This is a genomic window from Micromonospora sp. M71_S20 (genome assembly GCF_003664255.1).
Taxonomy (GTDB): domain Bacteria; phylum Actinomycetota; class Actinomycetes; order Mycobacteriales; family Micromonosporaceae; genus Micromonospora.
Genome location: NZ_RCCV01000001.1, coordinates 4467780 through 4490387 on the forward strand (window position 1 = coordinate 4467780; position 22608 = coordinate 4490387).

22 protein-coding genes are annotated in these 22608 nt (G+C 72.8%); 13 read left to right on the plus strand and 9 right to left on the minus strand.

The features are described from left to right. Nucleotides 1–118: 118 nt before the first annotated feature. The gene (locus tag DER29_RS19135; protein WP_121399335.1) at nucleotides 119–1165 is read right to left on the minus strand and encodes an aldo/keto reductase; all 1047 of its coding nucleotides are present in this window, start codon (nucleotides 1163–1165) and stop codon (nucleotides 119–121) included. 145 nt (nucleotides 1166–1310) lie between these two features. Between DER29_RS19135 and DER29_RS19140 the strand changes: the two genes are divergently transcribed. Both DER29_RS19140 and DER29_RS19145 read left to right on the plus strand, forming a co-directional pair. Beyond that, a complete protein-coding gene (locus tag DER29_RS19140; RefSeq protein ID WP_233599931.1) occupies nucleotides 1311–1868 on the plus strand; it encodes a TetR/AcrR family transcriptional regulator in 558 nt (185 codons plus the stop codon). Between the two features lie 399 nt (nucleotides 1869–2267). Further along, complete coding sequence (locus DER29_RS19145; protein WP_121398573.1) at nucleotides 2268–2540, plus strand: GlsB/YeaQ/YmgE family stress response membrane protein; 273 nt, start codon at nucleotides 2268–2270, stop codon at nucleotides 2538–2540. 88 nt (nucleotides 2541–2628) lie between these two features. Here DER29_RS19145 and DER29_RS19150 read toward each other — a convergent pair whose 3' ends face one another. Further along, nucleotides 2629–2982: a TraR/DksA family transcriptional regulator gene (locus tag DER29_RS19150; RefSeq protein WP_148710084.1), complete on the minus strand. Its 354-nt coding sequence runs from the start codon at nucleotides 2980–2982 to the stop codon at nucleotides 2629–2631. A gap of 475 nt (nucleotides 2983–3457) precedes the next feature. Between DER29_RS19150 and DER29_RS19155 the strand changes: the two genes are divergently transcribed. Next, nucleotides 3458–4201, plus strand: a complete 744-nt coding sequence (locus DER29_RS19155) for an N-acetyltransferase (protein WP_121399336.1) — start codon at nucleotides 3458–3460, stop codon at nucleotides 4199–4201. 15 nt (nucleotides 4202–4216) lie between these two features. Here the strand turns inward: DER29_RS19155 and DER29_RS19160 are convergent, their stop codons facing one another. Then, nucleotides 4217–4786, minus strand: a complete 570-nt coding sequence (locus DER29_RS19160) for a TetR/AcrR family transcriptional regulator (RefSeq protein WP_121398575.1) — start codon at nucleotides 4784–4786, stop codon at nucleotides 4217–4219. 71 nt (nucleotides 4787–4857) lie between these two features. Here DER29_RS19160 and DER29_RS19165 point away from each other — a divergent pair, with 71 nt between their 5' ends. Further along, a complete protein-coding gene (locus tag DER29_RS19165) occupies nucleotides 4858–5349 on the plus strand; it encodes an FBP domain-containing protein (protein WP_121398576.1) in 492 nt (163 codons plus the stop codon). A gap of 24 nt (nucleotides 5350–5373) precedes the next feature. On the opposite strand, the gene DER29_RS19170 is transcribed toward DER29_RS19165, so the two are convergent. Next, the gene (locus DER29_RS19170) at nucleotides 5374–6573 is read right to left on the minus strand and encodes a citrate synthase (RefSeq protein WP_121398577.1); all 1200 of its coding nucleotides are present in this window, start codon (nucleotides 6571–6573) and stop codon (nucleotides 5374–5376) included. A 68-nt stretch (nucleotides 6574–6641) separates the two neighbouring features. Here DER29_RS19170 and DER29_RS19175 point away from each other — a divergent pair, with 68 nt between their 5' ends. Beyond that, nucleotides 6642–7799, plus strand: a complete 1158-nt coding sequence (locus DER29_RS19175; protein ID WP_121398578.1) for a citrate synthase — start codon at nucleotides 6642–6644, stop codon at nucleotides 7797–7799. A gap of 45 nt (nucleotides 7800–7844) precedes the next feature. Here the strand turns inward: DER29_RS19175 and DER29_RS19180 are convergent, their stop codons facing one another. Both DER29_RS19180 and DER29_RS19185 read right to left on the minus strand, forming a co-directional pair. Further along, entirely contained in the window at nucleotides 7845–8897 is a 1053-nt protein-coding gene (locus DER29_RS19180; protein WP_148710085.1) for a hypothetical protein, read from the minus strand. Between the two features lie 95 nt (nucleotides 8898–8992). Then, nucleotides 8993–9640: a hypothetical protein gene (locus DER29_RS19185; protein WP_148710086.1), complete on the minus strand. Its 648-nt coding sequence runs from the start codon at nucleotides 9638–9640 to the stop codon at nucleotides 8993–8995. Between the two features lie 90 nt (nucleotides 9641–9730). On the opposite strand from DER29_RS19185, the gene DER29_RS19190 reads away from it, so the two are divergent. Both DER29_RS19190 and DER29_RS19195 read left to right on the plus strand, forming a co-directional pair. After that, nucleotides 9731–10474, plus strand: a complete 744-nt coding sequence (locus DER29_RS19190) for a hypothetical protein (protein ID WP_370040320.1) — start codon at nucleotides 9731–9733, stop codon at nucleotides 10472–10474. A gap of 45 nt (nucleotides 10475–10519) precedes the next feature. Continuing rightward, on the plus strand, nucleotides 10520–11308 hold the full coding sequence (locus tag DER29_RS19195; protein ID WP_121398581.1) for a class I SAM-dependent methyltransferase: 789 nt from the start codon (nucleotides 10520–10522) through the stop codon (nucleotides 11306–11308). Nucleotides 11309–11392: 84 nt separating this feature from the next. Here DER29_RS19195 and DER29_RS19200 read toward each other — a convergent pair whose 3' ends face one another. Then, complete coding sequence (locus DER29_RS19200; protein ID WP_121398582.1) at nucleotides 11393–12619, minus strand: peptidoglycan DD-metalloendopeptidase family protein; 1227 nt, start codon at nucleotides 12617–12619, stop codon at nucleotides 11393–11395. 242 nt (nucleotides 12620–12861) lie between these two features. Between DER29_RS19200 and DER29_RS19205 the strand changes: the two genes are divergently transcribed. Next, a complete protein-coding gene (locus DER29_RS19205; RefSeq protein ID WP_121398583.1) occupies nucleotides 12862–13914 on the plus strand; it encodes a zinc-binding dehydrogenase in 1053 nt (350 codons plus the stop codon). A gap of 60 nt (nucleotides 13915–13974) precedes the next feature. On the opposite strand, the gene DER29_RS19210 is transcribed toward DER29_RS19205, so the two are convergent. Both DER29_RS19210 and DER29_RS19215 read right to left on the minus strand, forming a co-directional pair. Continuing rightward, nucleotides 13975–14802, minus strand: coding sequence for a DUF72 domain-containing protein (locus tag DER29_RS19210; RefSeq protein WP_199729477.1), 828 nt, complete (start codon nucleotides 14800–14802; stop codon nucleotides 13975–13977). 169 nt (nucleotides 14803–14971) lie between these two features. Further along, the gene (locus tag DER29_RS19215; RefSeq protein WP_148710087.1) at nucleotides 14972–16330 is read right to left on the minus strand and encodes a hypothetical protein; all 1359 of its coding nucleotides are present in this window, start codon (nucleotides 16328–16330) and stop codon (nucleotides 14972–14974) included. A gap of 498 nt (nucleotides 16331–16828) precedes the next feature. Here DER29_RS19215 and DER29_RS19220 point away from each other — a divergent pair, with 498 nt between their 5' ends. From DER29_RS19220 to DER29_RS19240, 5 genes are read left to right on the plus strand one after another with little or no spacing between them, the layout of a single operon-like run. Further along, nucleotides 16829–17881, plus strand: coding sequence for a LacI family DNA-binding transcriptional regulator (locus tag DER29_RS19220; protein ID WP_121398586.1), 1053 nt, complete (start codon nucleotides 16829–16831; stop codon nucleotides 17879–17881). Between the two features lie 32 nt (nucleotides 17882–17913). Then, nucleotides 17914–19509 (plus strand): FAD-dependent oxidoreductase, encoded by a 1596-nt coding sequence (locus tag DER29_RS19225; RefSeq protein ID WP_121398587.1) that lies wholly within the window; start codon nucleotides 17914–17916, stop codon nucleotides 19507–19509. Nucleotides 19510–19532: 23 nt separating this feature from the next. After that, a complete protein-coding gene (locus tag DER29_RS19230) occupies nucleotides 19533–20816 on the plus strand; it encodes an ABC transporter substrate-binding protein (RefSeq protein WP_121398588.1) in 1284 nt (427 codons plus the stop codon). Nucleotides 20817–20828: 12 nt separating this feature from the next. Continuing rightward, nucleotides 20829–21776: a carbohydrate ABC transporter permease gene (locus tag DER29_RS19235; RefSeq protein ID WP_121398589.1), complete on the plus strand. Its 948-nt coding sequence runs from the start codon at nucleotides 20829–20831 to the stop codon at nucleotides 21774–21776. Beyond that, nucleotides 21766–22608 (plus strand): carbohydrate ABC transporter permease, encoded by an 843-nt coding sequence (locus tag DER29_RS19240; protein ID WP_121398590.1) that lies wholly within the window; start codon nucleotides 21766–21768, stop codon nucleotides 22606–22608. Before DER29_RS19235 ends, DER29_RS19240 begins: the two co-directional genes overlap by 11 nt.

Consider the following 22608-nt stretch of genomic DNA (forward strand, 5'->3'; position numbering starts at 1 on the left):
CGGGCGAGCCTCCCGCCTCCCGCCCCGCGGCCACCGGATCAGCACAGCCGGACGTGCCAGCAGCCCAGAGCTTCCGGCGCCCGTCGAGGAAGCCCTGGTGGTCGGCAAGTCGCAGAGATCAGGGGGCGGTCGCGACCGGCGAGGGGTTGAGCCTGGCGAAGCCCTCCTGCCGCTGGTAAGGGAAGTACGGGTAGGGCGCGGTGCGGGCGCTGGCGGTGTCGAGCCGGGCGATCTGTTCGGGTGTGAGTGACCAGCCGACGGCTCCGATGTTCTGCCGCAGTTGCTCCTCGTTGCGGGCGCCGATGATCACGGTGGCCACGGTGGGTCGTCGCAGCAGCCAGTTGACCGCGATCTGCGGCACTGCCCGGCCGGTCTCGCGGGACAGATCGTCGAGGACGTCCACGATGCGGAAGAGGTGCTCGTCGTCGACCGGCGGGCCGAACGCGGCGGTGGCGTGCAGCCGGCTCGCGGGCGGTGGCGGGGTGTCGCGGCGGATCCTGCCGGTGAGTCGTCCCCAGCCGAGCGGGCTCCACACGACGGCTCCGACGCCCTGGTCGAGGCCCAGGGGCAGCAGTTCCCATTCGTAGTCCCGGCCGACCAGGGAGTAGTAGACCTGGTGCGCCACGTACCGGCAACGGTGGTCCCGGTCGGCGGCGGAGAGGGACTTCATGAGTTGCCAGCCGGCGAAGTTGGAGGCGCCGACGTAGCGGATCTTGCCGGCCCGCACCAGGTCGTCCAGTGTCGCTACGACCTCCTCGACGGGCGTCGCGGCGTCGAAGGCGTGCAGCTGGAACAGGTCGATGTAGTCGGTGCCGAGTCGGCGCAGCGCCGCGTCGACCGATCGGATGAGCCGGGCTCGTGAGGTCCCCGCGTCGTTCGGTCCGTCGCCGGTCGGCAGGCCGCTCTTGGTGGAGATCAGGACGGCGTCGCGTCGGCCTCTGATCGCCTGCCCCAGCACCTCCTCGGACGCGCCGTCGGAGTACACGTCCGCGGTGTCGAACATGGTTATCCCGGCGTCCAGGCAGATGTCCACGAGGCGCCTGGCCTCGCGCGCGTCCGTGTTGCCCCAGGCGCCGAAGAGCGGTCCGGAACCCCCGAAGGTGCCGGCACCGAAGCTCAGCGCGGGCACGGTGAGGCCGGATGCCCCCAGTCGTCGGTACTCCACGATCACACCCCTTTGTTAACGGAACTGTGGTTCCTTTAAGATGTTGAGTACGATAGCAGCCATCCGCAGTTAAGGGAACTGGAGACCCGTTATGACCGTCGGTGCCATCCGGCCCGGAGGACGGACCGCCCGGGTACGCGCCGCCGTGCTCCGAGCCGCCAGTGACGCGCTCATCGAGCACGGCTTCGACCGTCTCGACCTCGCCGATGTGGCGCGCCGCGCCGAGGTGGGCAAAACGACGGTCTACCGCCGCTGGGGTACGGTCGCCGGCCTCGTCGCCGATCTGCTGGCGGACATGGCGGAGCAGTCGTCGCCCCGGGCCGACACCGGCTCGCTGATCGGGGACCTGCGCGCCAATGCCCGGCTCGTGCAGCGCACCCTGGTCGATCCGCGCCAGGGCGCGCTGTTCCGGGCGGTCATCGTGGCCGCGACCTGCGACTCCCGTGCCGCCGAGGCGCTGCATCGCTTCTATGCCGTGCGCATCGCCGAGTGGGCTCCCTGCGTCGAGCAGGCCGTGCAGCGGGCGGAGCTGCCGGCGGGCACGGATGCGGCCGAAGTCATCCGCGCCGTCTCGGCCCCGCTCTACTACCGCCTGCTCGTCAGCGGAGATCCCGTCGACGAGGCCGCGGCGGACCGGGCTGCCGAAGGGGCAGCGGCAGCCGCCCGGGCCGGCGTCTACACGCCGACCAACGGTCGCAACTGACGGTGCGCCACATCCTCGGCTGCCGCGCTCGTTGCCGGGTCGGAGGCGGGCCGCCGCGCTCGTTGCCGGGCCCGAGGCGGCACGACAGGGACGGGGCCCTCGTTCGCCTCGGCCTCAGGTACGCCCGGCGTGGCGAGACGCCTGCCTACGTTCCGCGACCGGCGCGGCACCGCAGACCAGCCGGACGGCGGCCGGCTCGCCGACGCGCGCGGGGCGTCAGGCACGGTTCTCGGCCAGGCCAGCTCGGCTGCGAGCCGTCCGGTGACACCGATGACGATTCGTTCGCAGCTCCATGACAGTTGTGTGAAGAAGCCGTGAAAGTAACCGTGAGTGGTTTCGCCGCCCTTCCGGCGGGGGCAACACCCCGCTCGACGACAACTCTCCGGAAGGACGGCTCCAGTGGAAGTCACCGGTTTCTTCACTGCCATCATCATCGGTCTGATCATCGGGGCGTTGGGCCGCCTGGTCGTACCGGGCAAGCAGAACATCCCGATCTGGCTCACACTGCTCATCGGTGTGGTGGCGGCGATCCTCGGCACACTCGTCGCCGGGGCCCTGGGCGTCGACGACACCCGGGGGATCGACTGGATCGAGCTGGCCCTCCAGGTCGTCTTCGCCGCGATCGGCGTCGCCATCGCCGCTGGCGCCTACGGACGCCGACGTATTCGCTGACCTGCGCGCCCGGCGCCGGCCCACCCTCCCGGTGGCCGGCGCCGTCCTGTCCGCCGCGCTGCCCGAAGGACGAAGACAGGCGGCGCGCCTAGCTACGACAGTCGCAGCTGGTGCGGCCGTGGGCGGCGCGCCGGTGGGGCGCGGGCCGGCAGGTGGCGCAGTACCGGGCCGACGGGCGGTGCGCCAGCTCCTCGATCGGGATGTCGCGGTCGCACCCCTCGCAGGTGCCGTAGCGGCCCTGTTCCAGGTAGTGCAGCGCCCGGGCGATGTCACCGAGGGCCCGTCGCGTGGCGGCGGTCAACGCGGCGGCGGCCTCGAGATCGGCGCCGTCGGAGCGCACCTGGCGGGCCTGCCGGTCCAGCAGCGCCAACTGGGTGCTGTGCCGCTCGTACTGCTCCTCCAGCACGATCCGGAGCACCCCCAGCTCGTCCTGCCTGTTCACGACGTACACGATCGGTCCTTCTCCCTGCTCGGAACGAAAAGAAAGGGCGGAGCGCTGATGCGCTCCGCCCGCCGTGTGCCGGTCCTGTGGATCTCGACCGGGTGGCGGCGGGCGGCCCTGGCGAGGCGCCCGCCGGGTCGGCGGCGCGACGATCGGCGCGACGGCGCCCCGGCGGGCGCGGACGACCGACGGCACGACGAGGCGACGGGTGATCGCGCCCGCGACGAGGCGGCTCCGCCGCCCGACCGTCGCGGCCGTGCGCGACGGCGCGGAAAGGTCCTGGTGCGCCGCGGTGCGGGGCTGCCGGGAGGGGCCGGGGGCGATCACGGCGTCACCATAGACCGAACGCCCGCGCACCGGCCAGCGTCCGCAGCCTCAGGGCCTCGTCGTGGGGTCGGCCGGGGCGGCCGTGACCCGTCGCACAGGCCCCGAAACTGAGGTGCGCGCGCCGGCCCCGGCGCTCTACGTTTCGGCCGTGACCCTCGACATCGTGAGCCTGGCGGACCGCCCCGACCTCGCCCGTTCGCTCGACGAGGACTTCGACGGGGCGTGGCCGCCGTTCATGCTGTGGGACCCGATGGGCGCGCTGTACTACGGCGTCGCCCACGACCTGTACCCCGAGTTCGTGTTCGCCGCCGTCGACCCCGCCGATCCCGCACGCGCGGTCGCCCGGGCGTACGCGGTGCCGCTGCGCTGGACGGAACCCGAGCTTCCCGACGGTGGTTGGGACCGGGTGATCCAGCGATCCACCCTCAACCGCCTGACCGGCGCCGACCCGAACATCGTCTCGGCGTTGGAGATCTGCATCCGGCCCGACCGGCGGGGCACCGGGCTGTCCGCCGTGATGCTCGCCGCGATGCGGGAGGCTGTCGCGAAACTGGGATACGACACGCTGGTCGCGCCCGTCCGACCGAGCGGCAAGCACGCCCAGCCCGAACTGCCGACGGCGGAGTACGCGGCGCAGCTCCGCGAGGACGGCCTGCCGGTCGACCCCTGGCTGCGGGTGCACGTCCGCGCGGGCGGACGCATCGAACGCGTCGCCACCCGGTCGATGACGATCGCCGGGACCCTCGCCGACTGGCGTCGCTGGACGGGCCTGCCGTTCGACACCAGCGGGCCGGTCCACGTGCCCGGGGCCCTCGTGCCGGTGCACTGCGACGTGGCGCACGACCACGCCGTCTACGTCGAGCCCAACGTCTGGGTCAGGCACCGGCTCTAGGTCGTCGCGCCGCGCTCAGGGCGCGGGCCAGTTGCGCAGCAGGGCGTCGAGGGCGTCCAGGACCCGTGTCCAGGTCTCCTCGGTGTCGGGGGCGCTGTGGCTGAACCCGCCGCCCAACTCCAGGCTGACGTAGCCGTGGAAGACGCTGCCCAGCAGCCGGACCGCGTGCGTCTGGTCCGGCTCCGTCAGGTCGTAGCCGCGCAGCAACGCCCGGGTCATCTGCGCGTGCCTGCCGCCGGCGCTGGCGGCCGCCGTCTGCGGGTCGAGCCTGAGCTGGGCCGCGGCGTAGCGGCCGGGATGCTCCCGGGCGTAGTCGCGGTAGACGTTCGCGAGGGCGGTCAGGGCGTCCTTGCCGGCGCGCCCCGCCAGCGCGTCGGCGGCCCGGTCGGCGAGTTCCTCAAGGGCGAGCAGGGCGATCCTGGTCCTCAGGTCCTGGGAGCTCTTCAGGTGCGAGTACAGGCTCGCGACCTTGACGTCGAACCGCCTGGCGATCGCCGAGACGGTCACCTGGTCGAAGCCGACCTCGTCGGCGAGTTCCGCCCCCGCCAGGGTCAGGCGTTCCGTGGTCAGCCCTGCCCGTGCCATGCTCCTCCGCCCGCTAGGCATAACCGATTATGCATTTGCCTAATGCATTTAGGCAAATTAGCCTTCCTCGCATGAAGCCGCTGACCGAGCAGGAGATCCGCGCCGCCTTCGTGAACTGCACCAGGGGCGAGGCGAAGCGCCTGTCCGTCCCCCGCGACCTGGCCGAGCGCCCCTGGGACGACCTGGACTACCTCGGCTGGCGAGATCCCCGGTCCCCCCAGCGCGCCTACCTCGTCGCCGAGCTGGACGGCCGGCCGAGAGCCCTCGCGCTGCGCTGCCCCAGCCCCACCCCCGCGCAGCCACGGCGCGGCATGTGCTCGATGTGCCTGACCGCCCCGAGCGGGGGCGTCTCCCTGATGGTCGCGCCCAGGGCGGGTAGGGCCGGGCAGCAGGGCAACACGGTCGGCACCTACGTGTGCAGCGACCTCGCCTGCTCGCTCTACGTGCGGGGCAAGAAGGACGCGGGAGCCGGCGCACGGCTGCAGGAGTCCCTCACCCTGGAGGAGAAGATCCAGCGGACCGTGGCGCACGTCGCCGCGTTCGTCGCCAACGTGACTGCCTGATCCGCGGGGTGCGGCGACCCGAACTCACGGCGCGGCGGGGGGCGGCCCGGTGTAACCGCTGTTCCAGCGGAACCGATTGGGTGCCTGGGCGTACTCCTCGTTGACGTGCGCGAGCCAACCCGCCGTCCGGGCGACCGAGAAGATCACCTCGGCGGCGCCCGGCCCCATGCCGGCCGCGTGCGACAGCACGGCGACCGCGAAGTCGACGTTGGGCAGGACGCCCCGCCGCTGCGCCGTGGCCGTCAGGTCGTCCACGGCCCGCCGCAGGTCACCCTCGATCGGCAGGTCCGCGACGAGGTCGAGCAGGGTCGCGCCACGCGGGTCGCCCGCCGGGTACAGCGGATGCCCGAACCCGGGCAGGTTGCCGGCCCGCAGCCACTCGACGATCGCGGCCGACGCCCCGTCCCGCCGGGCGGCCTCGATCATCCGGTGGACGCCGCTGCCGATGGCTCCGTGCATCGGCCCGTCCAGCGCCCCGAGGCCCGCCAGGACCGCCGCGTAGGGGTTCGCCCGGGTCGAGGCCGCGACGCGTACCGCGATGGTCGACGCGGCCAGGTCGTGGTCGGCGAGCAGGACGAGCGCGGCGTTGAGCGCCCGGAGACCGGCCGCGGACGGTGGCGTGCCCGTCAGCCGCGACCACAGCCGGGCCGCGAGGCGCTCGTCGGCGGGCGCCCGCCCGGCCAGGGGCAGGGCGTCGACCATGGTGGACAGCAGCGCCGGCGCGAGGGCCGTCACGGTCGCGGGCGCCAGGTCGAAGCGCAGCGGGTCCATCGCGGCGGCGACGGCGACGACCACCGGCAGGCGGTCGAACAGCCGCGCCCGGGCGGGCAGGTGGGCGCTCGCCAGCCTGGCCCTGTCGAGGGTCTCGGCGGACGCCGCGAAGGCGCCCCGGTGCCGTTCCCCCGTCCACAGCCAGTGCACGACCTCCTCGAACGCGGTCGCCGGCGCGAGCGTGCCAACGTCCAGCCCCCGGTAGTGCAGCCGTCCGTAGGCGATCAACGTGGTGGCGGTCCGCATCGCGGGGGCCGCGTCGCGGTCCGGCCGGGTCGCCTGCGTCCGCGCGGCCAGCCGCTCGACGTCGGCGAGCCGGAACCGGCTGATCCGCTCGCCGGGGACCTTGACCCGGGGAATCAACCCGCGACTGACGTACGCGTAGATCGTCTCCGGCTTGACGCGCAGGCGAAGCGCCGCCTCGACGGTCGTCAGCAGCTGTTCCCCGGACATGTGGGCATGGTCTCACGTTGACTGAATCAACGTTGACTGTGCCCGTTCGACGGCGTGACGCTGCCCGCATGCCTGACACCATCACCGTTCCGCGCGGGCTCGCCGGCGTCGTGGTCACCGACACCACGATCGGCCGCGTCCGCGGCGCCGAGGGCTTCTACCACTACCGGCAGTACTCCGCGATCGACCTGGCCGAGCAGCGCACCCTGGAGGACGTCTGGGCGCTGCTCCTCGACGGTCGCCTGCCCGCCGATCCCACGGCGCTGCGCCGCGAGATCGCGCCGCTGCGCCACATCCCGCCCGCCGTCGCCGCCGCGCTGCCCCACATCGCCACGGCGTCGACGTCGCCGGACCCGATGGGCGGGCTACGCGCCGCGCTGGCCGTCGCCGGCCTCGCCGCCGGGGCCCGCCCGCTGTACGACACCTCGCCGGCGCAGCGCCGGGCGCAGGCCATGGCGCTCTGCGCGCTCACGCCCAGCCTGCTGGCCGCGCTGTTCCGGCTGCGGGCGGGGCTGGAGCCGGTCGAGTCCCGCGACGACCTGTCGCACGCGGCGAACTACCTGTACATGATCACCGGCGAGGAGCCGTCCGCCGCGCACGCCCGCGCGATCGAGCGCTACCTGATCGCGACCGTCGACCACGGCTTCAACGCCTCCACCTTCACCGCCCGCGTCGTCGCCTCCACCGGCGCCGACATCTACGCCTGCGTCGGCGGCGCCCTCGGCGCGCTCTCCGGCCCGCTGCACGGCGGCGCGCCCAGCCGGGCCCTCGACACCCTCGACGCCATCGGCTCCCTCGACCGGGCCGACGCGTGGCTGCGCGAGCGGATCCTGAGGGGCGAGCGGATCATGGGTTTCGGGCACCCCGTCTACCGCACCGAGGACCCCCGCTCGCGCCTGCTCAAGGGGATCGCCCGGTCCCTCGGCGGCGATCTGGTGGACTTCGCCGTGGCCGTCGAGGAGCGGGTCCTGTCGCTGCTGGCGGAACTGAAGCCGGGCCGGGAACTGCACACCAACGTGGAGTACTACGCCGGCGTGGTCATGCACCTGTGCGGGCTGCCCCGGGAGATGTTCACGCCGACGTTCGCCACCAGCCGGGTGATCGGATGGTGCGCCAACGTGCTGGAACAGGCCGAGGACTCGAAGATCATCCGGCCGGACTCGCGCTACGTCGGCCCCAGGGCGCCCCAACCGCTGCCGACCACAGCCGCACCGCCGCGGGGCTAGGCCCGGTCCGGTTCTCGTACGCGTCGCACGGCCGGCGCGACGACGTCACCCGGTTGCGGGCGCGGCCGGGCCACCGGGCCCGCCGGGCGGGCAGGCGATCCGCACCGGTGGCACCAGCGCACCGGCCCCCGACCTCGCCGCGCCCGTCCTCCACGCCACCGGCCCGCCGGAGACGGCCGGCACGGTCGCGCCGAGAAGATCCGGCGTCGCGGCGGCGGGGGCGGTCGCGACGAAAAGGTCCGACGTCACGGCGGGGGTGCTGCGCCGAGCGGCCTCCGCCCGGTACGGCGGGTCGACCCGCTCCGGTGCGGCCGTGCCGGCAGCGGCCAGCGCCACGAACGCCACCGCGACGACGGCGGCGGCGAGGGCCGCGCGAGGTTCGGCACGCAGCCCGCTCGACGGGGCCTGATCCGGGCGGACCGGCGGCGGTGGCACCGGCCGCGCACGCCGGTGGGCGGCCAGGAGCGCCTCGAGCTGCGCGGTGACGACGGCCCGTCCGCCCGTGGCGGCGGCGAAGGCGAGGGTGAGGTAGAAGCGGAAGTTAACGGTCCCGGCGGCGGGCACCCGCAGCCCGGCGAGCCGCCGCCCGTCGGTGGCGTGCAGCAGGGTGAGCGGGAGCGCCCGGTGGTGCGCGGGCCCCACCAGGTCCGCGTACCTCCACTCGTGCCGCCGCCCGCGCTCCGAGGAGAAGGCGACGCGGCGGCTGGTCACGACGGCCAGTCCGGTGTCGAGGACCCGCGCGCCCCTCGGCAGCGCGCGGCCGGCGACGTCGTCCGTGGCGACGGTCAGACCCGGCGCGGGCAGCCTCGTGCCGTGCCGCGCGTCCACCTCGATCAGGTCCGCGACCGGCAGCACCCGGTAGACGACCTCGTCGTCGTCGAGGGCCACCGGCAGGCCGGCACGCGGCTGCGTACAGCCGAGGAACCCGGCCGCCTCGATCCGCAGCCGGACCAGGTGGTCGTGGCGCCGCTGCCAGGCCGCGGACCGCGCGTCGTACGCGCGCCGCCGCCGCTCGTTCTCGCGCTCCGCCCACCTGAGCCGCCACGCGGGCTGCGTCGACGCCGGGACCGCCATGATGGAGTACGGGGCTGCCGTCACGTCTCGTACAACCACCGGCCGCGCGATGAGGAAACTGCGCCGGTCGATACTTCCCATTGTTACCGGTAGGAACGGTTCGACCCTTCGATCCCGGCCTACGGACCGTCCACGCCGCCGCACGGCGCTCCCACGCCCATCCGCACCTGCGCCTGCCGCCCGGCCGAGCGGAGCACCATCGGCACGCAGGCCGGCCGCGCCACCCAGGTCCCGCCGGCGAAGGCCAGCCACTGCGGCCGGCCCGTGCCGGGACCGCAGGCGTTCACCCGTACGCTCGGCGCGGGCGCGACCGCACCGCCCCAACCGATGCGGGCCTCGCCCTCCCGGCCCGGCGCCACCTGGATGTCGACCACCGCGCCGGAGCGCACCAGGAGCCCCCACTTGGCGAACAGCCTCAGGGCGGGATCGGCGTCCCCCGATTCCGCCACCTGTAGGACAGGCGATTCGGGCACCGCGACGTCACCCAGGACGATCCGGTAGCCGGCCGGCGGCTCCGGCAGGGTGTCGATCGCGTACGCGCACGCCACCTCGCCCGGACCGCCGGGTGTCGGGGCCGGCACCCCGCTGCCGGTACCGGCGGCCCGCGTCGGGGGCCGGGGATCCTCGGCCGGCTCCCGGGTGGACGTGCACGCCGCGAGCGACAGGAGCAGACAGCACACGACCGGCGCGCGACGCCACATGTCGTCGTCCCGCATCACCCCATCCTGCCAGCTCGCCGGCCCGTCGAGGGTCGACGTCTTCTCCACCCGCGGCGGCTGCCGACGCGGGAGACGGATGGGAGGTCAGGCCCGGCCACGCAGTATCGTCGTCCGATGCGCACGAGGGCGGAGCATGCGGTGAACCCCCACGGCGGAACCCCTCGGATCGTCGGGGAGGAGGACCTCGCCGGCTTCACCGCCGGGCAGTTCCTGGACGTGGTGAAGGCCCTCACGGCGATCCTCACGCTGCCCCCGTCGGCCGCCGACCGCGTCGACGCCCTCGTCGTGGCCACCGGCCAGGGCGAACAGTGGCGGCTCAGCCACGCGATCCGCAGTTGGGAGACGAACCCCGGCCTGCGTCACCTTTTGGTGACGAACGGGAACCCGGCCGAGGAGACCTACGTCGAACTCACGCTCGACCACCTGCGCGGCCTCGGCCTCCGCCGCTGCGAGGGGGTCTGCCTCCAGGCCACACCCGCCCCCCACACCGGCCGACAGGCCGCCTGGATCGCCGACCAGGCACAGGGCCTCGGCCTCGCGAGCCTCGCGCTCGCCGTCTCCCCCTACCACCTGCCCCGCGCCTACCTCACGGTCCTCAAGGCACTGGACAGGAAGAGCCTCCGCCTGCCCGTCATCCCGGTCCCTGTGGCCGTCTCCCCCGACACGCCCGTCCCGGAGACCGGGGCCACCGCCTACGACCTCGTACCGGGGGAGGTGAAGCGGATCCTCACCTACATGGACGAGGACCAGATCGCCACCCTCGGGGAACTCCAGCAGTACCTGCGGTGGCTGTGGAGTCGCCACGAGTCCCTCCTCGTCGGGGCCCCGGGCCGAGCCGGACGACCCGACGGTCCGTCGGCGGCCCGGGTCGCGCTGCCCTGAGCAGAATCGCTCGCCTTCCGGGCCGTAGGGCCGGAGGCTGGCGGCATGGGAACGGGCTTCAGCGGCGAGGTGGCCACCTACTACGCGAGGCACCGGCGCGGGTACCCGCCGGAAGTGATCGACGCCGTCGTCGGGGCCTTCGGTCTCGACGACGGCGACACGGTCGTCGACCTCGGCTGCGGCACCGGCCAGCTGAGCCTGCCGCTCGCCGCCCGGGTGGGCGCGGTCGTCGGCGTGGATCCGGAGCCGGACATGCTGGCGTTGGCCCGCCGGGCCGCCCTCGACGCGGGAGCGACCAACGCCGCGTGGCTGCTCGGCGCGGACACCGACCTGCCCGTCCTGGGCCGGCTGCTGGGTGACGGGGCGGTCGGCGCCCTGTCCGTGGCCGTCGCGATCCACTTCATGGACCGCGAGGCGCTGTTCCGGGCCGCCCGGCCGCTGCTGCGCCCCGGCGGCGGGATCGTCGTGATCACCAACGGCGACCCGCTCTGGTGGCAGGACGCCGAGTGGTCCCAGACCCTGCGCGGATGCCTGGAAGGGCTGCTCGGGCACCCCGTCACCGCGACGTGCCAGACCGACGCCGCCGGCCGCCGGCGCAACCGGGACGCCCTCGCCGCCGCCGGCTACCGGGTGGTGGAGTCGTCGGTGGAGTACGCCGCGCCGCTCACCGTGCACGACATGGTCGGCGGCGTCTTCTCCGCGATGTCAGCCCACCTGTTGCCCCCGCCACCGGAGCGGGCCGCGTTCACCGCCGAGGTCCGCGACGCCCTCGGCGGGCGGGAGGCGGTCACCGAGCGGGTCCACGTCTCGCTCCAGTTCGGCCTGCCCGGCTGACCGCCGACGCCCGGCCGCCCACGAAGCGCAGGGACCCCGCCGAGATGGCGGAGCCCCTGCGTCGACGCTACGGCCGGGTGCCGGTCAGCACCAGCCGTTGATCGGGCCGTTCACCCCGCTCGCCAGGTAGGCGTCGGAGATCCAGGTGCCGTCGCTCAGCCGGTTCCACAGCGCGGTGGTGCCGTACCGCCCGGTGTGGGAGGTGCCGTTGGCGGAGCAGGAGACGGTGACCGTGGCGCCGTCGCCGACCGATCCCCGCACGGCGTAGCCGGTGCCGGGCCCGGACCGCTTGTTCACCGAGCCCCCACCGTTGGCGTCGACCACCGCCTGGTTGAAGCCCAGCGCCCCGTAGTTGTAGAGGCCGGCGCCGGGGCCGGCCCAGGCCGAGCCGTGCCGCGCGCCGCCCTGGTAGGGGCCGGCGCCGTTGACGAACTCCCACTTGCCGAGGCCGTGCCCGCCGATGGAGACGTAGGCGCTGTTCTGCCGCAGCCCGAAGTGGACGTGCCGGCCGGAGGCCGCCCCGCCGCAGGTGACGTCGGTGCCCGTGTAGCCCAGGTACGCGCCCTGGCCGACGGCGGCGCCGTTGACCGAGATGCTGCTCCACAGGTGGTAGTAGTCGGTGGAGTAGCCCCGGTCGTGGATCACCCGGATCCATCCCGTGCACATCGTGTACGCCGTGCCGGCCCGCGCCGCGCGGACCACCTGGTCACCGCCGGCCAGGTCGATCGAGCTGTACGGCGTCTCGGAGCCGCCCCAGCCGTGCGGGCCGCCGGTCAGCGTCCAGGTCTGGCCGACCGCGAAGGGCAGGGCCATCCCGGTCCGGTAGTCGCCGCCCGCCTGCATGGTGCTCGGCGTACGCGTGAAGACCGCCTTCTCCTGCCTGTTCACCAGGGGCGACTCGGCGGCCAGCTCGCTGAACCCGGCCTCGCCGTCGAAGTTCACCCGCCACGTGCCGGCCTCCGCACGGGCGATGAAGATCGCCCCGGTCGGATGGACGTCCTTTTCGTGGGAGGTGACGGCGACGGCGGTGCCGAAGGCCCACTGGCCGTTCTTGCGGGTGACGGTCACGCGGGTCTCGGAGCTCTTGGCGTGCTCCGCCGCGGGGCTGTCGGCGTGCTCCCCCTCGTGGCTGTCGGCGTGCTCCGCCTCCGTGGCCCGGACCTGCGCGCGCAGCTTGGCGGTGACGGCGTCCTCGACGCTCACGCGGACCGGGTCCGGGGTGGGCGCGGCGTGCGCGGCGGTGCCCGCGACCAGGAGTTCCGTCGCCAGCAGGGCTGTGGCGATGCCTGCCCATCGTCTGATGTGCACCATTGACGACCTCTTTCAAATCGAAGGACATCGCTAAGTGGTGCTGACGATAGACAGAACGAGGAAGATTGTCTACATGTTGACCCGCCGGCAATGAAGGTATGTTTCGGCACGGGGGTCGAAGCTCCGCGGGCGGCGGGCGGGGGCCGGCCGGATCGGGGCGCCCCGCCGCACGAATCTGCTGGTCGACGCCCCTTTGCGCGGGTCGGGTGGAAGACTGGGGCTGTCGCCGAGGGGGATCCCGTATGTCTGCTGGTCGCTATCTCGCGGTCGCCGGTCCGCGCGAACTCCGTGCGGGAGAGGTGTCCGGGACCGAGCCGGGGCCCGGTCGCGTCACCGTCGACATCACGTACACGGGCATCTGCGGCACGGACGTGCACGGTTACACCGACGGACACATGCTGCCGCCGGCGGTCTTCGGCCACGAGTGGACCGGTTCGGTCTCGGCCGTGGGCGCCGGCGTGGACGGGCTGCGGGTCGGCCAGCGCGTGGTGGGCGCGGTGGGGCCCGCGTGCGGCCGTTGCCGCCAGTGCGTCGCCGGGCACGCCCGCAACTGCGACACCGTGTTCGCCGAGGCCAACGGGGTCGACGCCGACGCACCGCCGCACGGCGCCTTCGCCACCCGGGCGCAGGTCACGGCGCGGCGGGTGATCCCGGTTCCGGAGAGCCTCTCGGCGGTGGAGGCGGCGCTCGTCGAGCCGGCCACGGTCACCTTCCACGCCGTACGGCGGGTGGCGGCGGAGTACGGCAGCACCACCCTGGTCCAGGGCGCCGGCCCGATCGGGCTGCTCACCGCCCAGCACGCGCGCAACGCCGGGGCGGGGCCGATGATCATCTCGGAGCCCTCGGCGGCGCGTCGTGCGCTGGCCGGCAGGCTCGGCTTCGCCCACGTGGTCGAGCCCGCCGACCTGCGGGCCGCGCTGGACGAGCTCACCGCAGGCATGGGCGCCGACGTCGTGTACGAGTGCAGCGGCGTTCCGTCGCTGTTCCAACCGTCGGCGGAGCTGGTGCGCCGGGGCGGGACGCTCGCGTTGCTCGGCTACCCGCTGGAGAACTCGAGCGTCAGCTACGGCGACTGGCAGAGCCGGGAACTGACGGTCATCGGGTCGCTGGCCTACCACCACGAGGACTTCGTGGGCGCCATGCACGCGATCGCCGCACACCGCATCGACGTGGCGGCACTGCACACGGGCACCTTCGGGCTGTCGTCGTTGAAGGACGTCCTCGACGAACTCGACTCGGGACGCAGCGAGCACACCAAGGTGCTGATCGACCCGAACCAGCCGGACGGGGCCTGAGTCGGCGGGCCGCGCGGCCGCCGGGTCGGTGCGGGAAGACCCGGGGCGGGGCGGGTCCGTTCAGAACAGCGTCGACGGCCCGATCGGCTCCGGCTCCGGCAGCGGCTCGACCTCCGGCAGGCGCGCCCGCACCTCGCCGTGGAACCGGCGGGCGAGCTCGGGCGCGTCGGCGTTGTCCGGGGTGTGCACGAACACCGTCGGCGATCGTCCCTCGCGCAGCCAGCCGGTCACCACGTCGAGCCACGGCTGCCAGCCCTCGACCGTGCGTGCGGGGTCGTCCCGGCCGAGGTACCGGACGATCGGCCGGTCGGTCAGCGCGCGGGTGCGCAGCGGCGTGCGCGGCTTCCTGGTCCACGCCTCGCGTTCCGCGTCGCTGGTCGGCGGGGTGCGGAAGAACGCGGTCGTGTCGAAGGGCACCCACTCCGCGCCGACGGTGGCGAGCGCCTCCTCCAGCGTCCGCGCCGCCCGGGGGTCGTCGAAGAACGCGGGGTGACGCACCTCCACGGCGTACCGGTGGGCGGCGGGCAGCCCGCGCAGGAAACGGGCCAGCGCGGGCACGTCGGCGGGGCCGAACGAGCCCGGCAGCTGGATCCAGAGAGCGTGGGCCCGTGGGCCGAGGGGTTCGACGGCGTCCAGGAAGGCCCGGAGTTCCTCGTCGGCGCCGGCGAGCCGCCGCTCGTGCGTGACGACCTTCGGCAGCTTGGGCACGAACCGGAAGTCGGGGTCGGTCTGCCCAGCCCAGGACGCGACCGTCTCCCGGCTGGGGGTGGCGTAGAAGGTGGTGTTCCCCTCGACCGCCGTGCACCAGCCGGCGTACGCGCGCAGCCGCTCGTGGGCCGGCAGCGGGTGCGCCAGGTAGCGCCCCTGCCAGGACCTGTGCGTCCACATGGCGCACCCCACGTGCAGGCGCATCGGGTCCTCCCACCGCTCGACGGCGCGACCCGGGGTGACCCGCGCCGCCGGTACGGTATCCGGCCGCGCCGGCGGGGGCGAGCCCAGGCACGGGCGCCGGCCGTACCCGCGCGGTACGGCCGGCGCCCAGGTGTCCCCGGTCCGGTCAGTCGCGGCCCCGGTCGTGCGGCACGGTGACCGTCACGGTGCAGCCGACCGGGCGCCCGATCTCGTCGTGACCCGCGTACGTCAGGGTGTAGACCCTGTCCCCACCGGCGCCGTCGCGCTCCGCCCGCAGCCGGCCGCTGGTGTCCGGGGTGCCGACGGTGAAGCCGCTGACGTCCGCGGCGTCGCCGCCGGTCACCGCCGTCAGGTTGAGCGCGTACGGGCCGAGGACCCCGTCGCGCAGGTCCGCCGTCACGGTGACGTCGACCAATTGGTGGTTCGGCGGCCACAGCACCGGCCGGTCCACCACGCAGTCCACCTCGCGGGTGGGCACCGGCTGGTCCAGGGTGGCGACGGCGTGTCCGATCGTCGCGGTCAGCCGCCCGCCCGCCTCGTAGTACATGTGCGCGGTGCGCCCGTCGAAGTAGAACGTCGGCGCGGCCGAGCGCCCCAGGTCCGGCGCGGCGACCATCGAGTCGTGCACGACGCCGAGGTGGACCTCCCGGTCGAGGTCGTCGCCGACGTCGACGGCGTGCATGTTGCCGTCGGCCGCGTGGAAGATCACCAGGTTACGGCCGTTCCAGCGCAGGAAGAACGGGCCCGAGGCGTTCGGGCCCTGGACGCCCTGCGGGGTGACGATCGGGTCGGGCTGGATCGTCCAGGTCCGCGCGTCCGGGGAGACCGCCCAGCGGATCCGCCGGGACACCGGCCCGGTCGGCCCGGGCGGCGCGGCGGTCGGATTGTCCATGAAGAGCATCAGGTACCGGCTGCCCAGCCGCGGCACGGCGTGCTCGAACACCCGGGCGTAGGAGGTCTCCCCGCCGGTGCTGTCGTCGCGGCTGACCGCCGTCCCGCCGTAGTCGAAGTGGATGCCGTCCTCGGAGGTGGCGTACCGGGTGATCGAGTTCTCGCCGTGGAAGTAGAGGAACAGCTTGCGCTCCCCCTCCACCCAGATCGCATGCGGGGAGGAGATGTGGCTGACCGTGGAGTAGTGGGGCAGCCAGGTGTTGCCGATCAGCGGGTTGGCCCGGTACTCGGTCCACGGACCGTTGATCGAGTCCGCGTACGCCAGGGCGATCCCGCCGGGCCGCTCGTGGGGCGCGTAGTACAGGTAGTAGGTGCCCAACGGGTTGGGGAAGTAGTCGGCGGCCCGGATGACGCTCGGGAAGATGAACTCGTTGGTCGGGTTGTAGGTCAGGGCGCTCTTGTCGAACGCGGTGCCCGCGTAGGTGAAGCGCGGGAAGTCGGGGGCCGGGTCGGCGGCGGCCGGAGCCGCACCGGCCAGCGCGGTCACCAGCATGCCCGCGCCGGCTGCCGCCACGGCGGCGCGACCGGGCACTCGGACGGGTGCTTTCGTCATCGCTGTTCCTGCTCTGTCGGTGGGTGGTGGGGTTCCCCGGCCGCCCGTACGGGCTGCCGGCGCACGGGCCGTCGACGGAAAGCTCAGGGGGCGGGGACGGGTCCCCACCGGTGACGACTGTGGACGTCGGGCGGCACGCCGCCGCAGGGCGGCACGAAGTCACGCTGCGTGAGACGGTCGGCCACCAGGAGGGTGAGCGGGCCGCCTACCTCAATTGCTAATACGTATTACCATCTATGCTTCTCGAATGTTGCTCGACCTGGACGAGTCTTGTCAAGAGGTCGGCCGCCGGCCCCGGCGGGACGGCCCGTCGGCCCTGGCGGGAGCCGCCCACCCCCGAAGGCCGCGTCGATCGACCTGAGCTAATCCGCATTACTCCAGGGACTTCATCTCGACGAAATCTCTGCGCCCACCCCTTGACACAAACCCGGTCGGCCCGCCAGGCTCCTCCCCAACGCCGAGCGCTAATACGCATTAGCCGCACCGGAAGGACCTGCTGTGCCCTCTACACCCCGACGCGTCACTCAGCGTGACATCGCGCGGCTGGCCGGCGTCAGTCAGGCGACCGTGTCGCTGGTGCTCAACAACCGGGCCGACGCCGACGTCCGCATCGCGCCCGAGACCCGCGACCGCGTGCTGCGGACCATCGCCGAGACCGGTTACGCCGCTGATCCCGTGGCCCGCCGGCTCGCCGCACGGTTCAACCGGATCATCGGCGTCTTCACCTACGAGCCCGCCTTCCCCAGCGGCAGCCGCGACTTCTTCCACCCCTTCCTGCTGGGCATCGAGGAGTACGCGGAGCGGGCCGGCTGCGACCTGCTGCTGTTCACCAGCGCCCCGGTGGTCGACGGGCGGCGACGCATCTTCCACCAGGACAACCGGCTCCGCCTCGCCGACGGCTGCATCCTGCTCGGGCGCGAGATCGACGCCGCGGAGCTGCACCGGCTCAACCGCGACGGCTTCCCGTACGTCGCCGTCGGGCGCCGCGACGACGCGGGCGGCCCGGTGCCGTACGTCGGTGCCGACTACGCGGCGGCGGTGGGCGAGCTGGTGGCCCTGGCCCTCGCCCGCGGCCACCGGCGCCTGGCCTACCTGAACACGGACCTGAGCGCGGAGTCCTCGGCGGACCGGCGGCGCGGGTTCGTCGAGGCCGCGACGGCCGCGGAGAGCGCCCGCCACCTGACGACCGTCGCCCGGGACGCCGAGGCCATCCTCGACGACCTGCTGGCCGACCGGACCACGGTGGCCTTCGTCGAGGACTTCGCCACCGCCGTGGCGCTGGAACTGGCCAGCCGGCGGCGCGGCCTGAGCGTGCCCGGCGACCTGTCGATCCTGACGCTCGGCGACCCGACGGTCCCGGTTCCGACCGACCTCGCGTTCACCGGATTCCGCATCCCCCGCGAGGAGATGGGCCGGCAGTCGGTCGAGGTGCTCGCCAGCGTCATCGACGGCAGCGCCGTCGGCGTCCAGCAGCGGCTCCTGCCCTGCGAACTCGTCGAGGGCGACACCCTCGGCACCCCTGATCGGCGGTCCACCGCAGCTGAGCGGTGACCGTGCAACCCGGAAGGAAGCAAGTGGTACAGATGCGTGCGGACGTCCTCGTCGTCGGGGGCGGGCTGGGCGGGGTGGCGGCGGCGCTCGCCGCGGCCCGGGCCGGCCGGTCGGTCATCCTGACCGAGGAGTTCGACTGGCTCGGCGGACAGCTCACCAGCCAGGCCGTCCCGCCGGACGAGCACTCCTGGATCGAACAGTTCGGAGCCACCGCGAGCTACCGGGCCCTGCGCACCGGGATCCGCGACTACTACCGCCGGCACTACCCGCTCACCGAGCGGTCGCGGGCCTGGACCGACCTCAACCCGGGAGCCGGCTGGGTGAGCCGGGTCTGCCACGAGCCCCGGGTGGCCGTCGCCGTCATCGAGCAGATGCTGGCGCCGTTCCTCGGCTCCGGCCGGCTGAGGGTGCTCCAGCCGTACCGGCCGGTCGCCGCGGAGACCGACGGGGACCGGGTGGTCGGCGTGACCGTCGCGCACCGCGACCGCGACGAGCGGATCGACCTCGTCGCGCCGTACATCCTCGACGCGACGGAGACCGGCGAGCTGCTGCCGCTGACCGGCACCGAGTACGTCACCGGCTTCGAGTCGCAGGCCGACACCGGCGAGCCCAGCGCGCCGGCCGAGGCGCAGCCGATGAACATGCAGGCCGTCTCCGTGTGCTTCGCCCTCGACCACGTCGACGGCGACCACACCATCGAGCGGCCGGCGAACTACGACTTCTGGCGCGACTACAAGCCCGACTTCTGGGGCGACCGGCTGCTGTCCTGGCGTTCGCCGCACCCGCGCACCCTGGAGATCGTCGAGCGCAGCTTCACCCCCAACCCGGACGACGACCCGCTGGCCGTCAACGCCGACCAGCGACTCAACCCCGGCGACGGCAACCTCTGGACGTTCCGGCGCATCGCCGCCCGGCGCAACTTCACCGACGGCGCGTACGACAGCGACATCACGCTGGTGAACTGGCCGATGATCGACTACTTCGAGGGTCCGGTCATCGACGTGCCGAACGCGTCGTGGCACCTGAGCAAGGCCCGCGAGCTGTCGTACTCGGTGCTCTACTGGATGCAGACCGAGGCGCCCCGGCCGGACGGCGGGACCGGCTTCCCCGGCCTGCGCCTGCGCGGCGACGTGACCGGCAGCCGTGACGGCCTGGCGCAGGCGCCCTACATCCGGGAGTCGCGCCGCATCCGGGCCGAGTACACGGTGGTCGAGCAGGACCTGTCGCTGGCCGTGCGCGGCGAGCACGGCGCGGTCGCCTACCCGGACTCGATCGGCGTCGGGATGTACCGCATCGACCTGCACCCCTCCACCGGAGGCGACAACTACATCGACGTCGGGTCGTGCCCGTTCGAGATCCCGCTGGGCGCGCTGATCCCGCAGCGGGTCGAGAACCTGCTCCCGGCCGGCAAGAACATCGGCACCACCCACATCACCAACGGCAGCTACCGGCTGCACCCGGTCGAGTGGAACGTCGGCGAGGTCGCCGGCCTGCTCGCCGACTTCTGTCTGGCGCGGGGCGAGTCCCCGCGCGCGGTCCGCGGCACCCCCCGCCTGCTGGCCGACTTCCAGGACCGCCTCTCGGCGGCCGGCGTGGAACTGCGCTGGCCTCAGATCGCGGGCTACTGAACACCCCCGTTTAGGAGAAGATCATGAGATTGGGAAAGGCTGTGCGCGGTGTCGCGGCGACACTGGCCGGTGTCCTCGCCCTGACCGCCTGCGGTGGCGGTGACGAGGCCGGGGACAAGGGTCCGGCCAGTCTGCGGATGACCGTCTGGTCCGCCAACGAGGCGCACCTCAAGCTGTTCAACGAGATCGCCGACGAGTACCGCAAGACCCACCCGGATGTCGCGGCGATCACGTTCGACCCGCTGCCGTTCGAGAACTACACCACGACGCTGACCACGCAGATCGCCGGCGGCAACGCGCCCGACCTGGCCTGGGTGTTCGAGAACTCGGCCCCCGACTTCGTCGCCTCCGGCGCGCTGCTGCCGCTGGACGACAAGCTCAAGAAGACCGAGGGCTACCAGTTCGAGGACATCTCCCCCGCCACGCTCAAGCTCTGGCAGGACGGCGGCAAGCTGTACGCGTACCCGTTCTCCACCTCGCCGTTCGGGGTCTTCGTCAACACCGACCTGCTCAAGAAGGCCGGGCAGAAGACCCCGGCCGAGCTGATCGCGGCCGGGCAGTGGAACTGGGACACCGCGCTGACCGTCGCCGGCGCCACCGCCGGCGCGACCGGCAAGGCCGGCCTGGTGATCCGCGACTTCGACTACAAGGGCTGGGACAACCTGTCGACCGTGTGGACGGGTTGGGGCGCCCAGGCCTGGAGCGAGGACGGCAAGTCCTGCGGCTTCGCCGCCCCGGAGATGGTCGAGGCGATGACCACCCTGCACAAGGCGATCTTCACCGGCAAGGCCCTGCCCGGCCCGGGTACGACCGCCGACTTCTTCGCCGGTGACGCCGCCATGACGGTCACCCAGATCTCCCGCGCCTCGCTGCTGAAGCCGGACGGCTTCGGCTGGGACCTGGTGCCGCTGCCGGCCGGGCCGAAGGGCAACTACTCCGTGGTCGGTCAGGCCGGCGTCGGCGTGATGAAGAAGAGCAAGAACGCGGACGCGGCGGCGGACTTCCTCGCCTTCCTGACGAACCCCACCAACTCGGCCAAGCTGGCCCAGTTCTTCCCGCCGCCGCGCCAGTCGCAGCTCACCGCGGAGACGCTGGCCAAGTCGAACCCGACGCTCAAGCCCGAGCAGTTGCAGAAGGTCGTCATCGACGGCATCACCAACGGCGTGGTCAAGCCCAGTCACGCCGGGCAGGCCGAGCTCAGCCAGCAGGTGCGCGCCGGGCTCGACCCGCTCTGGAAGGCCGACGCGGACGTCAAGGCCGTCCTCGACGGTGTCTGCACCAAGATCCAGCCGCTGCTGGCGAAGTAGGGCAGCCTGACCATGTCCCAGACGGACACGACGGTGGGCGGGGTCGAGGCCCCGCCCACCCGGGACCGGTCGCGGCCGTACTGGACCAGCCGCCGCCGCGACCAGCTCACCGGTTACCTGTTCATCGCTCCCCAACTGCTCGGCAGCGCCGTCTTCGTGATCCTGCCGCTGATCCTGGTGGTCTGGTACAGCCTGCACGAGTGGAACGTGCTGGCCGGCACGTTCGAGTTCGTCGGCTCCGAGAACTACGCGAACCTCGCCGACGACACCAACCTCGGCTCGGTGCTGCGGGCCACCGGCCTCTTCTCGGTCGGGCTGGTGGTGTTCAACCTCGGCCTGGCCCTGCTGCTCGCCGTACTGCTCAACCAGAAGCTGCGCGGGACGATCGTGTTCCGCACCCTGTTCTTCTCCCCCGTGGTCGTCTCGCTGGTCGCCTGGACCATCGTGTGGGGGTTCCTGCTGCAGGACAACGGCGGCGTGAACGGTCTGCTCGACACGGTCGGCGTGGACGGGCCGAACTGGCTGCGCGGTGAGGGCACCGCCATGTTCTCGGTCGTCGTGGTGCAGGTGTTCAAGAACGTCGGCCTCAACATGGTGCTCTTCCTGGCCGCGCTCCAGGGCGTGCCGGCCGAGCTGTACGAGGCCGCCGAGGTGGACGGGGCGAGCCGGCTGCGCCAGTTCTGGCGGATCACCGTACCGATGATCAGCCCGACCATCCTGCTCACGTCGATCATCACGGTGGTCGGTTCGTTGCAGGTCTTCGCGCAGATCGCGGTGCTCACCCAGGGCGGCCCCGGCACCTCCACCACGGTGCTCGTCTACTACCTGTACCAGCAGGCGTTCCAGTTCCACCACTTCGGTTACGGCGCCACCCTGTCGATCGTCCTGTTCGTCATCGTGCTCGCGCTCACCGTGCTCCAGTGGCAGATGCGTAAGAGGTGGGTCCACCATGAGTCGTGAGCTGTCGCGCCGGACCAAGCTGGTGCTCTACGGGGTGCTGATGGTCCTGGCGGTCCCGTTCGTCTTCCCGACCTGGTGGATGGTCACCTCGTCGCTGAAGCCGGTGGCGGACATCTTCGCCTTCCCGCCGAAACTGCTGCCGGTCGACGCGGAGCTGGACGCGTACCGGCGGGTGTTCGAGTTGCAGCCGTTCGGCCAGCAGTACCTGAACAGCCTCTACATCGCGCTGGTGGTCACCGTCGGCACCCTGGCCGTGGCGGCGCTGGCCGGGTACGCCTTCGCCCGGATCCGCTTCCGTGGCCAGAACGTGCTCTTCCTGGTGATCCTCGCCGGCCTGCTCATCCCGAGCGAGGTGACGATCGTGCCGCTGTTCCAGATGTTCTTCAAGCTGGGCCTGGTCGACACCCACTGGCCACTGATCCTGGTGCCGATCCTCGGCGCGCCGAGCGTGCTGGCGACCTTCATCATGCGGCAGTTCTTCATCAGCTTCCCCGGCGAACTGGAGGAGGCGGCCCGGGTGGACGGGCTGGGTCGGTTCGCCACCTTCTGGAAGATCGCCCTGCCGCTGTCCCGGCCCGCGCTGGGCGCGGTCGCCATCTTCACCTTCCTGCACAGCTGGAACCTCTACCTGGAACCGATCGTGTTCCTCTCCTCGCCGGAGAAGTTCACCCTGCCGCAGGCGCTCACCCAGTTCGTCGACGCCTACGGCGGCCCGATGTGGAACGTCCAGCTCGCCGCGGCGTCGATGACCGCGCTGCCGGTCCTGGTGGTCTTCGTCATCGCGCAGAAGCAGTTCGTCGAGGGCCTGGCGCACACCGGGCTCAAGGGATGA

What these genes read in the sequence shown, in the direction of transcription:
- DER29_RS19160 (WP_121398575.1), bottom strand. Translation starts at nt 4,786, where the DNA reads ATGGCACGGGCAGGGCTGACCACGGAACGCCTGACCCTGGCGGGGGCG.
- DER29_RS19165 (WP_121398576.1), top strand. Translation starts at nt 4,858, where the DNA reads ATGAAGCCGCTGACCGAGCAGGAGATCCGCGCCGCCTTCGTGAACTGC.
- DER29_RS19170 (WP_121398577.1), bottom strand. Translation starts at nt 6,573, where the DNA reads ATGTCCGGGGAACAGCTGCTGACGACCGTCGAGGCGGCGCTTCGCCTG.
- DER29_RS19175 (WP_121398578.1), top strand. Translation starts at nt 6,642, where the DNA reads ATGCCTGACACCATCACCGTTCCGCGCGGGCTCGCCGGCGTCGTGGTC.
- DER29_RS19195 (WP_121398581.1), top strand. Translation starts at nt 10,520, where the DNA reads ATGGGAACGGGCTTCAGCGGCGAGGTGGCCACCTACTACGCGAGGCAC.
- DER29_RS19200 (WP_121398582.1), bottom strand. Translation starts at nt 12,619, where the DNA reads ATGGTGCACATCAGACGATGGGCAGGCATCGCCACAGCCCTGCTGGCG.
- DER29_RS19205 (WP_121398583.1), top strand. Translation starts at nt 12,862, where the DNA reads ATGTCTGCTGGTCGCTATCTCGCGGTCGCCGGTCCGCGCGAACTCCGT.
- DER29_RS19210 (WP_199729477.1), bottom strand. Translation starts at nt 14,802, where the DNA reads ATGTGGACGCACAGGTCCTGGCAGGGGCGCTACCTGGCGCACCCGCTG.
- DER29_RS19215 (WP_148710087.1), bottom strand. Translation starts at nt 16,330, where the DNA reads ATGACGAAAGCACCCGTCCGAGTGCCCGGTCGCGCCGCCGTGGCGGCA.
- DER29_RS19225 (WP_121398587.1), top strand. Translation starts at nt 17,914, where the DNA reads ATGCGTGCGGACGTCCTCGTCGTCGGGGGCGGGCTGGGCGGGGTGGCG.
- DER29_RS19230 (WP_121398588.1), top strand. Translation starts at nt 19,533, where the DNA reads ATGAGATTGGGAAAGGCTGTGCGCGGTGTCGCGGCGACACTGGCCGGT.
- DER29_RS19235 (WP_121398589.1), top strand. Translation starts at nt 20,829, where the DNA reads ATGTCCCAGACGGACACGACGGTGGGCGGGGTCGAGGCCCCGCCCACC.
- DER29_RS19240 (WP_121398590.1), top strand. Translation starts at nt 21,766, where the DNA reads ATGAGTCGTGAGCTGTCGCGCCGGACCAAGCTGGTGCTCTACGGGGTG.